A 13,091-nucleotide genomic window follows, 5' to 3' on the forward strand; every position below is an offset into this window, starting at 1 on the left:
TGTTGAGTTTTAGTTTTACAATATCAATCTTAAACAAATTAGGTTGGTTCAATTTTAATCACTTTAAAAAAATAAAAAATGAAAACATTATTATCTTGTTGCTGCTTTTTGTTATTATTTAGTTGTAAAACAGATCCTGCTAAAACAGAAGCTACTTTAGCATTAGTTCCTAGTGAAGAAATAAACTCTCAAAAAGATTCCGTATTTAATTTTGGTCCAAAACCCGCACCAAATTCATATGATATAAAATTAGATGCCCATCAAACGAGTAACCAAATTTATGAGTTAGAGATTCAAATGCTACTCTATAATAATGCGTATTACGCTTCCACAAATAGTAAAAAAGATTTCAAGGGTAAGTTTACTTTTTTTCTAGATGAAACTCCTTTCTTTTCATTAAAAAGTAATCTTATAGAAACACCTCTTCTAATTACAGAAAATGATTCAGAAGCAACAAATAATCAGTCATCTGATTGGATTCGTCAAAATACCTATTACAAACAACAGTTAGAAATAAAGACTTCAGAAGATTTTATGGTAAGAGGTTATATTCAGTTTACGATTGAACCTCGATGTACTTTAGAAAAAATTCCAGTTATGATTAAATCTGAAAAAGGCAATGTAAAATTTGAAATAGATAGATGTTAAAATAATAGTAAAGGAGTTTATTCATAATGATAAAAGATTCCTTTATCTATAACTGTCCAAAGCGCTGCCTTTTGATTACCCGATTTTAAGGCTTGGTTTGCCCAAGTATTGCACGTGTAAAACAAACTATAACTGCCTTTCGCTTCATAGAAAACATCATATTTTCCGTAAGAATGTGTTCCAATGCGTTGTATATTTTGATTTGTATCAACTGAAAAGCTATCTTCTATGTACGCAATTAACAGTTGGTAATCTTTATCTGTAATTAATATTTTTTTACAATTTTCATTTTCTTCTAATTCTTTATAGAAAGTGATATGCATTGCAGAAGAACTCATTCCTGTTACGGCTTTTATGGCTGTGGATGCTTTTAAGTCTGCCCACGTAGGTGTGTCTAGATAAAATCCTTTATCTCCCCATCCAAAAGCGAGTAACTGTCTTGTACTATCTTGAGCTTTGGTATGTAAATAAGAAATAGATGTGGACCAATTTTTAATACTATTATTTAAAGGTACAATAATATCTGTATGCACTCCATTAGAAAGTATATAAACCGGAATAGTATTATGAGTATCTAAAGATTTATTCTTATTCACAGGAATAATTGAAGTAATAAAAACAATCAAGCCATACAACAATAAAAAAACTGCTATACCTAGGGCTGTTTTTAATAGGAATCGTATGCTTTTTTTGACTACTTTCATTATTCGAATATTTTTTCACAAAACTAAACTAAAAAAACACACTATATTTGAAAGTAATATTTTAAATATAGTGTGTTTTAATAGATATATTATTTTTAGTCGTTAATTCATTACTATATTCTTTACATAATAAAAGAGTATTTTTTTTCTTAATACTATTAAAAAGAAAATTCCATAAGATGGCAGTTTTCTTAAAAATTATTTCCTTAACTTTTAATTCCAAAGTAAAGTACACAAATTGCATTACTACTATCAACAGTTATGAAACGAAATGGAGATGTGTTAGTATCTTTAGCCCAACGCAAAGGATTCGTAAATTTCATAAACTGAAATTTCTTGCTTTGATAGCCATTTTTTGTAAGTTGCTCTACTGCTTCTAAAAAATGTTCCCTATCAAACTGAACATAAATCATTTTAAGCATTTCTGTTTCTTCACAAAAATAGAACCTCATAAAGTCTGCTTTTTCATCTGAACCTTCTGGCTTTATGAAGTTTTTGTTGTAGACGCTTTCAAAATTTCCAGCAAACTCATAATTAAAACTTTTCATCAATTCTGCTACATTATAATACGTAATTTCACTAATTATTCCTGTAGCTATTTCTAGTTTTCCATTAAAAGCTTCTTGCGCTTGAAATTGCATTTGAAAACTTAGAAATAATGTGGTAATAAGTAATTTTTTTCTCATATTGAATCATTTTATATTTAAATGTAAGTTTCAATAATCTGAAAAACAATACCCACAAGTGATGATTTTTATATTAAACGAAAAGCGCTGGCATATTTATGAAGTTCAATAGTCGTTTCTGCTTTTAACTTTTCCTTTATTTTTTTACGATGTGTTTTTGCTGTATTTATAGAAATAAATAGAGTTTTCGCAATTTCATCATTGGTTTTACCTAATGCTAAAAGTTTTAAAACTTGTTTTTCTCTTTCGCTAATTAAAGAAAATTTATGAAGACTTTCCTTCAAAAATAGATGCTCTTCCATCAATTTATCCAAACGATTCACTACGCTGGTTAATTCACTAACGGGTTGTGCTAATGTTAAAACTAAAGAAGGCAATCCATTTTCTTGAAGTATTATTTTATTAACTGATAAATACCAAACCCAAGGTTCGTTATTATTTTTTCTCACTTGTTGAAAATAGGTAAGCGTTGTAGAAATATCATTTTTGGCTATAAACTGCAAATAATCCAAATAATTTCTTCCTGCTTCCTCTTCATTGAAATATTTATAATAATACGTACTCCCTAATTTTTCAAGCTCTTCAAGGGTAATTTCAAAATTATCTAAGCCTTTTTGAGACATATAAACGACCTTTCTAGTAGCTACATCGTTGATAATGACAATACCTGGAATAGCATCAGCTACTTTATGAATATCTATTATTAATTGTTTTTGAATAGCATTCATAGTTTTAAGATAATTTTAACAAATATAAAAAACCGCTGTATCACTACAACGGTTTTTCTATATAATTTCTTAAATTATTTTAAATATCGAAATAAATTTAGATTTTATACATTAAATCTAAAATGCATTACATCTCCATCTTTTACAATATATTCTTTTCCTTCTACTCTTAATTTTCCAGCTTCTTTAACTTTAGCTTCAGAACCATAGTTGGAATAATCTTCAAATGAAATAACCTCAGCTCTAATAAATCCTTTTTCAAAATCTGTATGAATAACTCCAGCAGCTTTAGGAGCTGTATCACCAATTTTTATAGTCCAAGCTCTTACTTCTTTCACTCCTGCTGTAAAATAAGTTTGTAAATTTAATAGTTTATAAGCGGCACGTATTAAAACTGCTGAACCTGGTTCCGACAATCCCATATCTTGTAAAAACATTTGACGTTCTTCATAACTTTCTAATTCTGTAATATCAGCTTCTGCACCTACAGAAAGAACAATCACCTCTGCATTTTCGTCTTTTACTAACTCTTTTACTTGTTCAACATATTTATTTCCTGAAACGGCTGATGCTTCATCCACATTACACACATATAAAACAGGCTTTAAAGTAATCAACTGAAATTCTTCCATTAATTCCGCTTCATCTTGATTTTGAGCCACAACAGTACGAGCCGATTTACCTTGTAATAAGGTTTCACGAATACGATCCAATAAGGCTTTTTCTGCTTGAGCTTCTTTATTTCCTGTTTTAGCAGCACGATTGGTTTTTTCTAATCTTTTTTCAACTGTTTCAAGATCTTTTAATTGTAATTCAATATCTATTGTTTCTTTATCACGAATCGGATTTACATTTCCGTCAACATGCACAATATTATCATTATCAAAACAACGCAATACGTGAATAATAGCATTACACTCTCTAATATTTCCAAGAAATTGATTCCCTAAGCCTTCTCCTTTACTTGCTCCTTTTACCAATCCTGCAATATCCACAATATCAACAGTAGCCATTTGTACTCGTTCTGGTTTAACCAACTCTTCTAAACGAACAATTCTTGGATCAGGCACATTTACAACACCAATATTAGGTTCAATTGTACAAAATGGGAAGTTTGCACTTTGTGCTTTTGCATTTGATAAACAATTAAAAAGTGTTGATTTTCCAACATTAGGTAAGCCTACAATTCCTGCTTTCATAGTATATTTTTTATAACTAATTCATTTTAAAGTTTGCAAATATACTTTAAAAGTTATAAAGTCTCAAAGTTGCTGTTATTTTAATAATTTATTATTTCAATTACAAAAAAGAATTCCGTTTTTTTTAAACTATATTTACACTTACAAACAAATAAACAGATTTTTATGAAAAAACTAACATTATTATTAATGTTTACAGGATTTCAATTGCTCTTTTCTCAGAAAGAAATCTCTGGAACTGTAACGGATGAATTTGGCGAACCTATTATTGGAGTTAACGTGATTGAAAAAAACACTTCGAATGGTGTAGTAACCGATTTTAGTGGTAAGTATAACATTACGGTCAACGAAGGTGCTGTATTAGTATTTAGCTACATCGGATTCAAAACGACGGAAAAAACGACGGAAAAAACTATTGTCGATGTCATTTTAATGGAAGGACAACAATTACAAGAAGTTCAAATTGTAGGTTCTAGAAGTCCCAAAAGAACTGTCACCGAATCGGCTGTAGCTATCGATGTTATTGATGTAAAAGACGTAACTACCCAAAGTGGTAAAATTGAAATTAATCAATTGCTTCAATATGTAGCACCTTCCTTTAACGCAAATAAACAGTCGGGTTCTGATGGTGCTGACCATGTTGACCCTGCTTCTTTAAGAGGATTAGGACCTGATCAAACATTAGTGTTAATCAATGGAAAAAGAAGACACCAATCTTCTTTAATTAATCTTTTTGGAACTCGTGGAAGAGGAAACACAGGAACCGATTTAAATGCCATTCCTGCAAATGCAATAAAGAGAATTGAGATTCTTAGAGATGGAGCTTCAGCGCAATATGGTTCCGATGCCATTGCTGGTGTAATTAATATTGTATTAAAAGATAATACCGAAGGAGTTTCTGGAAATATTACCTATGGTGCTTACAATACAAACGCACAAGGCGATTTTTTACCTGGAACTGCTAATACAGAAGGATACCGTTTGGATGAAAACGGGAATGGAAATTCCTTTGGAAAAGACAAAAAACTAGATGGTGAGTCTTTAAAAGTAGCAACTAATTATGGAGTAAAACTAGGTGAAAAAGGTTTTGCAAATTTTACTTTAGAATATTTAGACAAAAATAAAACCTTACGTCCTGGATACGATTTTAGAAAAGGTTTTGGTGAAGCCGAAATTAATGGTTTTAATTTTTTTGGAAATATAGCTACCCAACTTTCTGAACGAACAGAATTATACATTTTTGGTGGAAGAAATTATAGAAATACCGACGCGTATGCATTTACTAGAAACGATGGTGAAAGAGTCGTAGAGAGCATTTACCCTGGTGGTTTCACGCCTAGAATTACTTCAGTAATCTTTGACACTTCGATTGCAGCTGGAATAAAGACCAAAACCAATAACGGCTGGAATATCGATATTAGTAATACTTTTGGTAAAAACCTTTTTCATTATACTATAAAAGGAACCCTAAATGCTTCTTTAGAAGAGGCTTCTCCAACTGAGTTTGATGCAGGTGGACATAGTTTAAGCCAAAATACGTTAAACTTCGACTTTTCAAAAAATTATGAAGCAATCTTAGAAGGTTTGAACTTTGCTTTTGGAGCAGAATACCGTACAGAGCAATTTAGCATATTTGCGGGGGAAGAAGGTTCTTATGCTACTTATGATGTAAACGGACAAGTAGTAACAGATCCTGCGAACCAAACTATTCCAGTGGATCCTATTTCAGGTAATCCAAGACCAGGTGGTTCACAAGGTTTTCCAGGTTATAGCTTGGCTAATGAATTAGTAAAAGACAGAAGTAACATTTCTTTATATGTTGATTCAGAACTAGATGTTACACAGTCATTTTTAATAAGTGGTGCCTTACGCTTTGAAAACTATAGTGATTTTGGCTCCACAATAAATGGTAAATTAGCTTCTCGATTGAAACTTACTGATAAAATCAATCTAAGAGGATCAATAAGTTCAGGCTTTAGAGCACCTTCTTTAGCGCAAATTTATTATAATTTAAGGTTTACCAATTTTAATTCTTCTGGAGCAACAGAAGTATTATTATCACCAAATAATAGTCCGGTAACAAGAGCTTTTGGAATTGAAAAATTAAACCAAGAGAAAGCCATAAATAGCTCTTTAGGAGTAACAGCTAATTTTGGTGATTTCACCACCACAATTGATGGTTACCTTATTAATGTAAAAGACCGCATCATTTTAACTGGTTATTTTGATGCTTCAGCTTTAAATATTGGAGTTTCTGAAGCGCAGTTTTTTGCCAATGGGGTAGATACAAAAACATTAGGCTTGGATTTAGTTGTTGCTTGGAAAAAAAATATAGGCAATGCTTTTTATACGGCAACATTAGTAGGTAATATAAATGACATGAAAATTGATCGTGTTAACAATGGCTCTTTAGACGAAGAAACTTTTTTTGGTAAGAGAGAAAAAGCGTTTCTACTAGCTTCAGCTCCTTCCAACAAGTTTGCATTAAATCTAACCTATAAAAAAAATAAATTTGACAGTGGACTCGCTTTTACTCGTTTTAGCAAAGTAGTTTTAGTAGATTACTCAAATGAAGATGATGTGTATGATGCAAAAATTGTTACAGATGTTACATTAGGATATCAATTTACAAAAAACTTAAAATTATCAATTGGTAGCAATAACTTATTAAACGTATACCCAGATAAGCAAGATGAAATTGGAGACACGGAAGCTGGAGGGTATTGGGATTCTGTACAAATGGGTTTTAGTGGCGCTTATTATTATGCAAGATTAGGTTTTGATTTTTAAAAACCTTTTCCATAACTATTTAAAAGGTTACTTCATAGAAGTAACCTTTTTTGTTACATATAAGAAATATAGTAGCAATCTAATAATTATATAAAAAGGAAAAAAAATGATGTAACACAGTTAGCATGAGTTCATAGTAGCTTTGTACCATAACATTAAAAAATGAAATCATGAAAAATCTATTTTTAACATCGGTATTTTTAGTAGCCACTTTATCGATATCGGCTCAAAATAAAAACGTGCAAAAGGAAACGGAAACAGTAGTAACTACTGTAAAAGATTCGAAAGGAGAAAAGAAAATTGTAAAAACTGTTGAAACAAAAGAAGTTCAAAATGTAGAACTTGAAATGTCAGAACAAAAAGGAATTAACATTCCAATGAAAGAGGAAGCTAAAGTAGATGTTACCAAAACTACTAAAGTAAAAGTTGACGGAGAAACTAAATATGTAGATGTTGATCGCTCTGCTTATTACAACAGTGAAAATGGAAAAAAATACCAAATTATTCAAAAAGGTAATGGATATACAATGCTAAATCCTTCTCAAAATGAAGCCGGTGTTTTAAGAAAAACTTCTAACAACAATTATATTTACAGAAGCGATGATAGAGTATCTTTTGGGTATTTTGACGCAGATGGCAATCTAATTTTAGAAACTTTTGATTACAAAAATGATAAAATTACGATGGAAAAATTTGTGGTTCAAAGATAAAATTGAATCCATAGAATAAAAAAAGCGAATCGTTTGATTCGCTTTTTTTATTGTGTCTCTTCGTATGCTCCAGTTAAACCATCAATAAAGTCTTGTTCTTCTTGGGTTAAAACCAAACCAGAGTCGATATTCCAAAAATCAGTAAGAATAGTATTAGAACGATTTAACAAGGTTTTATCTTTAAAAACTTGTTTTGCATCATAAGTGAACAATCGTTTTGTAAATTTATTGGTTACAAAATAATTTCTCACTTCTGTTTTTATCATTTCTTTATCTTGTTTCGCTAAAAAACCAATTTCTTCTTTGGCATAAACCAAATAATACTCTTCATTTCCTTTTACTCTGTAAGTCATTTTAAAGGCAGACTTATAAACATTTTTCTTCCCAGAAATACTATAATCAGCATATTGCTCAGCTCTTTCAGGTTCAATAAAATTATCTATTTCTATAATAATTCTTTTGGTATGATCGTATAAAATAGTATAGTGAAACAAATATCCTTTAGCTTCTTCCAAAGGTTTTATAATTAACTGATAATAATTTTCATTTTCTGGATATGACTTAATTTGAAAATCATATATTTTTTTTACTTTATTATCCAGAACCTCATCTAGATATTTAAACTGGTAATAATTCTCCATTAAATTATTCAAATTATACCCATAAATATCTTTATCTGTTTTTTCATTAAGAATTCCCAAAACCCTATTTTGCTCGACTAAAATATCGGTTTTAATAGACGATTTATCTTTTAAAATTTGAAAATTAACCAAGCCATCATTATATAAAATATTAGCATCGTTCTTCTTAAAAAATTCTCTAATATAAACTCTCAAATTAGAGGGAACTGACAATTTCTCTTTCGAATTATCTACAATTTTCTTTAAAATATCTTGGGGATGATCTTTAGTTAAAATAATTTCGGGTAATTTATTTACCGTATTCTCCAAATAAATAACATTCTCTTCCTCATTAAGCGTAATAGACTTTACAATAAATTTTTTATAAGAGGAATGACTCACTTCTAAATAAGAAGGCCGTTTTAATAAAATTTTTACCATTCCATCTGCATTCGAAATAAAACTTTCCTTTGTACGAAGAATGGTAAGCGTAACTTCATCTACTGGAAGTTGACTCTCTATATCTCTAAATACAATGGTGATTTCTTTCTCTTGAGAAAAAGATTTTAGACAGCATATAATCAAAAAAAGAAAATAAATTCTTCTCATCGGCAATAACAATTTTAACAAAAATAGGAATATTTAAATAAACGCAAGCTTTTTAAATCTAAAAACAACATTTTCTGCTTTTTAGTATACAGCAATTAAACTTTGAATTCAAATTAATTTTTAAAGTTATTATACAAAATATTTTATCAAACATCATTTAAAAAAAACCTTAATAGTTCCTGTCATAATTAATAACAGTAATCCAATTAATATTAAATCAGGGATTTGTAACCAATAATAAAATAATTTATTTATTTTCACTTTATAACAATTATTAGTATCTACAAACAACTCAACCTTATCTCCTGCATTTAAGGAATTAAATACAATTTCTCCTCCTTCACTAAATTCCATTTTTTTATCTCCACAATAAAACGCTATGACTGGTAAATATTTATCTACATATTTACATCCTCCACCTCTTGACGAACATTTTTTTAAGGTAATTTTTTCAATTGCTATTACTTTTCCTTGAATTAAATTAAAGTCTTTTATTTTTATATATTTATACAAGGAAAAAAGAAAAAAAACTAGAAAATAACCTATTAGGAATTTTCTTCTAAAAAAGAAAAACTCCTCATGAGAGGAGCTTCTTTTATTCATTATGTAGAAAAGATTGCCTATTTAACAAGGTTTCTTCCGATTCTACGTAGTCTTCATCAGGCACACAACAATCTACTGGACATACTGCCGCACATTGTGGTTCTTCATGAAATCCTTTACATTCCGTACATTTACTTGGAACAATATAATATACATCATCCGATAATGGAATTTGAGCCGCATCTGCATCAACTTCAGTTCCATCCGGTAAAATTATTTTACCTGATAATTTAGTACCATCTTTATATCTCCAATCATCTGCACCTTCATATATAGCTGTATTTGGGCATTCTGGTTCGCATGCTCCACAATTAATACACTCGTCTGTTATTTTTATTGCCATATTTTTAAAACTTAAAAGTTAGTAACCTACAGTAGAAGTTTTTATAAATCTAACTAAATAGTCTAACTAAATCATTATTTTTGTGCAAAAATACAACGTAAACCCTTAAAAGCAAAAAACAAATGTTACAAAATGAAATAAAAGAATGTTTTATTGAATTAGGCCTATTTTTAGAACAATTTTCAACTGAAAATTTTACCAAAAATGATACTGTAAAAAACAACTCTTTATTTTATAATCAAATGGTAGATTTAATTGATTTATCGCAATCTCATAACGGTTGGTTTACCAAAGAAAATGTTTGTTTTTCATTAGCTTCATGGGCGAAAGCGTTAACTAAAGAAAACATTGAAAAATGGTTATCTGCTTATAACTTTAGCAATATAAAAGTAAAAAAAGTAGGCCTCATTTTAGCTGGAAATATCCCTTTGGTTGGTTTTCATGACTTTTTAAGTGTTTTAATTACCGGACATAAAGCCTTAATTAAAACTTCTTCAAATGACCAACATTTAATTCAATTTTTATCGAAGTACTTAATAAGCTTAGACCAAAGATTTCAAGATAGAATTACTTTTGTGGAAGGCAAATTAGAAAATTTTGATGCTGTAATCGCTACAGGAAGTAATAATACAGCACGTTATTTTGAATTTTATTTTAAGGAAAAACCAAGTATTATCAGAAAAAACAGAAACTCTGTAGCGATTCTAACTGGTAAAGAAACACCAGAAGATTTAACACACTTGGGAGAAGATATTTTTAAATATTTTGGTTTAGGTTGTAGAAATGTTTCTAAAATTTTTATTCCAAAAAATTATTCGTTTGATTCTTTTTTTAACGCCATGTTTACATATCAGGACGTTATAAAATATGACAAATACGCCAATAATTACGATTATAATAAAGCCGTTTATTTAATGAGTAACTACAAATTATTAGATAATGGCTTCCTGACTTTAAAAGAAGATGAAAATTATGCCTCCCCCATTTCATCTGTATTTTATGAACATTACGAAAACGAAAATGAGGTCGCTGAAAAACTTCAAAAAGATGTCGATAAAATTCAATGTATTGTGAGTAAAAATCCAATTTTGAAAAGTATTCAATTTGGTCAAACTCAAAAACCAAATCTTTGGGATTATGCCGATAACATTGACACAATTGCGTTTTTAACAACAATATAATACATTTACTACAACGTTATTGTTAATAACATTGCGTAATTAATAATAAAAAGAAATGCTATTATAATCTGTATTTCCGAAATTTGCTAACACTATAAAATCACAACTATTTTCAAATTCATTTTGAAATAAAATTATTACCAATGAAAAAACACAATTACAGTGCAGGTCCTTGCATTCTCCCTCAAGAAGTATTTGAAGAAGCTTCAAAATCAATTTTAAATTTCAACGAAAGTGGCTTATCCATTTTAGAAATTTCCCATAGAAGTAAAGATTTCGTAGCTGTAATGGAAGAAGCAAGAGCTTTAGTACTTGAGTTATTAAATTTAGAAGGCAAAGGATATCAGGCCTTATTTTTACAAGGCGGTGCTAGTTTAGAATTCTTAATGGTTCCTTATAACCTAATGAAAACTAACGGAAAAGCTGCTTATTTAGATACTGGAACTTGGGCAAGTGGAGCAATTAAAGAAGCCAAAGCCTTTGGAGAAACTGTAATTGTAGCTTCTTCCAAAGATGCTAATTACAATTACATCCCAAAAGACTATAGTATTCCAACAGATGCTGATTATTTCCATTGTACTTCCAACAATACAATTTTTGGAACTCAAATGAAATCTTTTCCTAACACAACTATTCCTGTGGTATGCGATATGAGCTCTGATATTTTTTCAAGATCGCTTGATTTTTCAAAATTTGACTTGATTTATGCAGGTGCTCAAAAAAATATGGGTCCAGCAGGTACAACATTAGTGGTTGTTAAGGAAGAAATTCTTGGAAAAACAGGAAGAGCTATTCCAAATATCTTGAACTACGAACAACATATTGCTAAAGAGAGCATGTACAATACGCCAGCGGTTTTTGCCGTTTACACTTCTTTATTAACTTTAAAATGGTTGAAAAAATTAGGTGGCATCAGTGCTATTGAGAAAATAAATGAAGCAAAAGCAAATTTATTATATACTGAAATTGACAGGAACCCGTTGTTTAAAGGAACAGTCTTAAAAGAAGATAGAAGCGCTATGAATGCAACATTCTTATTGGAAAATCAAGACCATCAAGAACTTTTCGATAGCATGTGGAAAAAAGCAGGTATTTCTGGAATTAATGGTCACCGTTCTGTAGGTGGTTATAGAGCTTCTATGTATAATGCTTTACCTTTAGATAGTGTACAAGTATTGGTAGACGTAATGAAAGAGTTAGAAAAAAACAGTTAATAAATTACATATCTGATTTTTACATTTATTTGAAAAGTAAAAATCAAAATTATAAAAGAATAAAAACAATGAAAGTATTAGCGAATGATGGTATTTCAAAAGCAGGTATTAAAGTTTTAGAAAAAGCAGGATTTGAAGTCATTACCACAAAAGTAGCCCAAGAACAAGTAGCAACCTTTATCAACACGCATGATGTTAAAGTAATTTTAGTACGCAGCGCGACTAAAGTAAAACAAGATATAATTGACTCCTGTCCAGGTTTAAAAATCATTGGACGAGGTGGTGTTGGTATGGACAATATAGATGTTGATTATGCTAGAAAACAAGGAATTCATGTGATTAACACGCCTGCTTCTTCAAGTGAAAGTGTTGCTGAACTTGTATTTGCGCATTTATTTACTGGAGTACGATTTCTTCATGACTCTAATCGAAACATGCCTTTAGAAGGAGATACTAATTTTAATGGCTTGAAAAAAGCGTATGCCAATGGTATCGAATTAAAAGGAAAAACTTTAGGAATTATAGGTTTTGGAAGAATTGGTCAAGCGGTTGCTAAAATGGCTTTAGGATTAGGTATGAAAGTTATTGCTTCAGATAAATATGTGGGCGAAGCTGTTATTCGTGTTGATTTCTATAACGGTCAGTTTATTAATGTGGATATCAAAACTGAACCTATGGACGAGCTTTTAAAGCATTCAGATTTTATCACGTTACATGTACCTGCTCAAGATGGATATGTTATTGGTCGCGAAGAATTAAAACTAATGAAAGAAGATGTGGGTATCGTAAATGCTGCTCGTGGTGGAGTTATTGACGAGGTAGCTTTAGTAGAAGCTTTAGACGAAGAAAAAGTTTTATTTGCAGGATTGGATGTTTTTGAAGACGAACCAACACCCGCAATGAAAGTATTGATGCACCCAAAAATCTCTTTAACACCTCATATTGGTGCCGCTACTATGGAAGCACAAGATCGCATTGGAACAGAATTAGCGGAACAAATTATCAGCTTGTTGAAAAACAATTAAAAAAATCACTAACTTTAACATCCAACTCAAA

13 protein-coding genes are annotated in these 13,091 nt (G+C 30.2%); 6 read left to right on the forward strand and 7 right to left on the reverse strand.

The window, feature by feature from the left end; all coding sequences use genetic code 11:
* Positions 1 to 78 precede the first annotated feature (78 nt).
* On the forward strand, positions 79 to 648 hold the full coding sequence (locus tag FHG05_RS14045) for a hypothetical protein (protein WP_140998734.1): 570 nt from the start codon (positions 79 to 81) through the stop codon (positions 646 to 648).
* A gap of 17 nt (positions 649 to 665) precedes the next feature.
* Here the strand turns inward: FHG05_RS14045 and FHG05_RS14050 are convergent, their stop codons facing one another.
* The 4 genes from FHG05_RS14050 to ychF all read right to left on the reverse strand — a co-directional run bounded on the left by FHG05_RS14050 (position 666) and on the right by ychF (position 3,965).
* Positions 666 to 1,352 (reverse strand): TIGR02117 family protein, encoded by a 687-nt coding sequence (locus FHG05_RS14050; protein ID WP_140998735.1) that lies wholly within the window; start codon positions 1,350 to 1,352, stop codon positions 666 to 668.
* A 206-nt stretch (positions 1,353 to 1,558) separates the two neighbouring features.
* The gene (locus FHG05_RS14055; protein ID WP_140998736.1) at positions 1,559 to 2,038 is read right to left on the reverse strand and encodes a hypothetical protein; all 480 of its coding nucleotides are present in this window, start codon (positions 2,036 to 2,038) and stop codon (positions 1,559 to 1,561) included.
* Positions 2,039 to 2,106: 68 nt separating this feature from the next.
* Entirely contained in the window at positions 2,107 to 2,766 is a 660-nt protein-coding gene (locus FHG05_RS14060; protein ID WP_140998737.1) for a response regulator transcription factor, read from the reverse strand.
* Positions 2,767 to 2,870: 104 nt separating this feature from the next.
* On the reverse strand, positions 2,871 to 3,965 hold the full coding sequence (gene ychF, locus FHG05_RS14065) for a redox-regulated ATPase YchF (protein ID WP_140998738.1): 1,095 nt from the start codon (positions 3,963 to 3,965) through the stop codon (positions 2,871 to 2,873).
* A gap of 165 nt (positions 3,966 to 4,130) precedes the next feature.
* Between ychF and FHG05_RS14070 the strand changes: the two genes are divergently transcribed.
* Both FHG05_RS14070 and FHG05_RS14075 read left to right on the forward strand, forming a co-directional pair.
* Positions 4,131 to 6,755: a TonB-dependent receptor gene (locus tag FHG05_RS14070; RefSeq protein WP_140998739.1), complete on the forward strand. Its 2,625-nt coding sequence runs from the start codon at positions 4,131 to 4,133 to the stop codon at positions 6,753 to 6,755.
* A gap of 170 nt (positions 6,756 to 6,925) precedes the next feature.
* On the forward strand, positions 6,926 to 7,465 hold the full coding sequence (locus FHG05_RS14075; protein WP_140998740.1) for a hypothetical protein: 540 nt from the start codon (positions 6,926 to 6,928) through the stop codon (positions 7,463 to 7,465).
* Between the two features lie 47 nt (positions 7,466 to 7,512).
* Here the strand turns inward: FHG05_RS14075 and FHG05_RS14080 are convergent, their stop codons facing one another.
* The 3 genes from FHG05_RS14080 to FHG05_RS14090 form a co-directional block, all read right to left on the reverse strand.
* The gene (locus tag FHG05_RS14080) at positions 7,513 to 8,694 is read right to left on the reverse strand and encodes a hypothetical protein (RefSeq protein WP_140998741.1); all 1,182 of its coding nucleotides are present in this window, start codon (positions 8,692 to 8,694) and stop codon (positions 7,513 to 7,515) included.
* 153 nt (positions 8,695 to 8,847) lie between these two features.
* On the reverse strand, positions 8,848 to 9,297 hold the full coding sequence (locus tag FHG05_RS14085; protein ID WP_140998742.1) for a hypothetical protein: 450 nt from the start codon (positions 9,295 to 9,297) through the stop codon (positions 8,848 to 8,850).
* The gene (locus FHG05_RS14090; RefSeq protein WP_140998743.1) at positions 9,290 to 9,640 is read right to left on the reverse strand and encodes a 4Fe-4S dicluster domain-containing protein; all 351 of its coding nucleotides are present in this window, start codon (positions 9,638 to 9,640) and stop codon (positions 9,290 to 9,292) included. Before FHG05_RS14090 ends, FHG05_RS14085 begins: the two co-directional genes overlap by 8 nt.
* 122 nt (positions 9,641 to 9,762) lie before the next feature.
* Here FHG05_RS14090 and FHG05_RS14095 point away from each other — a divergent pair, with 122 nt between their 5' ends.
* The 3 genes from FHG05_RS14095 to FHG05_RS14105 all read left to right on the forward strand — a co-directional run bounded on the left by FHG05_RS14095 (position 9,763) and on the right by FHG05_RS14105 (position 13,060).
* Positions 9,763 to 10,821, forward strand: coding sequence for an acyl-CoA reductase (locus FHG05_RS14095; RefSeq protein WP_140998744.1), 1,059 nt, complete (start codon positions 9,763 to 9,765; stop codon positions 10,819 to 10,821).
* A 143-nt stretch (positions 10,822 to 10,964) separates the two neighbouring features.
* The gene (gene serC, locus FHG05_RS14100; protein ID WP_140998745.1) at positions 10,965 to 12,035 is read left to right on the forward strand and encodes a 3-phosphoserine/phosphohydroxythreonine transaminase; all 1,071 of its coding nucleotides are present in this window, start codon (positions 10,965 to 10,967) and stop codon (positions 12,033 to 12,035) included.
* 68 nt (positions 12,036 to 12,103) lie between these two features.
* Positions 12,104 to 13,060 (forward strand): D-2-hydroxyacid dehydrogenase, encoded by a 957-nt coding sequence (locus tag FHG05_RS14105; protein ID WP_140998746.1) that lies wholly within the window; start codon positions 12,104 to 12,106, stop codon positions 13,058 to 13,060.
* Positions 13,061 to 13,091 lie beyond the last annotated feature (31 nt).

This window comes from Flavobacterium profundi, assembly GCF_006491645.1.
In the GTDB taxonomy this organism is placed as follows: domain Bacteria; phylum Bacteroidota; class Bacteroidia; order Flavobacteriales; family Flavobacteriaceae; genus Flavobacterium; species Flavobacterium profundi.

Excerpts from the sequence above, each read along its gene's own strand:
- FHG05_RS14070 (WP_140998739.1), top strand. The coding sequence starts at position 4,131 with ATGAAAAAACTAACATTATTATTAATGTTTACAGGATTTCAATTGCTC.
- FHG05_RS14075 (WP_140998740.1), top strand. The coding sequence starts at position 6,926 with ATGAAAAATCTATTTTTAACATCGGTATTTTTAGTAGCCACTTTATCG.
- FHG05_RS14090 (WP_140998743.1), bottom strand. The coding sequence starts at position 9,640 with ATGGCAATAAAAATAACAGACGAGTGTATTAATTGTGGAGCATGCGAA.
- FHG05_RS14050 (WP_140998735.1), bottom strand. The coding sequence starts at position 1,352 with ATGAAAGTAGTCAAAAAAAGCATACGATTCCTATTAAAAACAGCCCTA.
- FHG05_RS14085 (WP_140998742.1), bottom strand. The coding sequence starts at position 9,297 with ATGAATAAAAGAAGCTCCTCTCATGAGGAGTTTTTCTTTTTTAGAAGA.
- FHG05_RS14105 (WP_140998746.1), top strand. The coding sequence starts at position 12,104 with ATGAAAGTATTAGCGAATGATGGTATTTCAAAAGCAGGTATTAAAGTT.
- FHG05_RS14095 (WP_140998744.1), top strand. The coding sequence starts at position 9,763 with ATGTTACAAAATGAAATAAAAGAATGTTTTATTGAATTAGGCCTATTT.
- serC (WP_140998745.1), top strand. The coding sequence starts at position 10,965 with ATGAAAAAACACAATTACAGTGCAGGTCCTTGCATTCTCCCTCAAGAA.
- FHG05_RS14045 (WP_140998734.1), top strand. The coding sequence starts at position 79 with ATGAAAACATTATTATCTTGTTGCTGCTTTTTGTTATTATTTAGTTGT.
- FHG05_RS14055 (WP_140998736.1), bottom strand. The coding sequence starts at position 2,038 with ATGAGAAAAAAATTACTTATTACCACATTATTTCTAAGTTTTCAAATG.
- FHG05_RS14080 (WP_140998741.1), bottom strand. The coding sequence starts at position 8,694 with ATGAGAAGAATTTATTTTCTTTTTTTGATTATATGCTGTCTAAAATCT.
- FHG05_RS14060 (WP_140998737.1), bottom strand. The coding sequence starts at position 2,766 with ATGAATGCTATTCAAAAACAATTAATAATAGATATTCATAAAGTAGCT.
- ychF (WP_140998738.1), bottom strand. The coding sequence starts at position 3,965 with ATGAAAGCAGGAATTGTAGGCTTACCTAATGTTGGAAAATCAACACTT.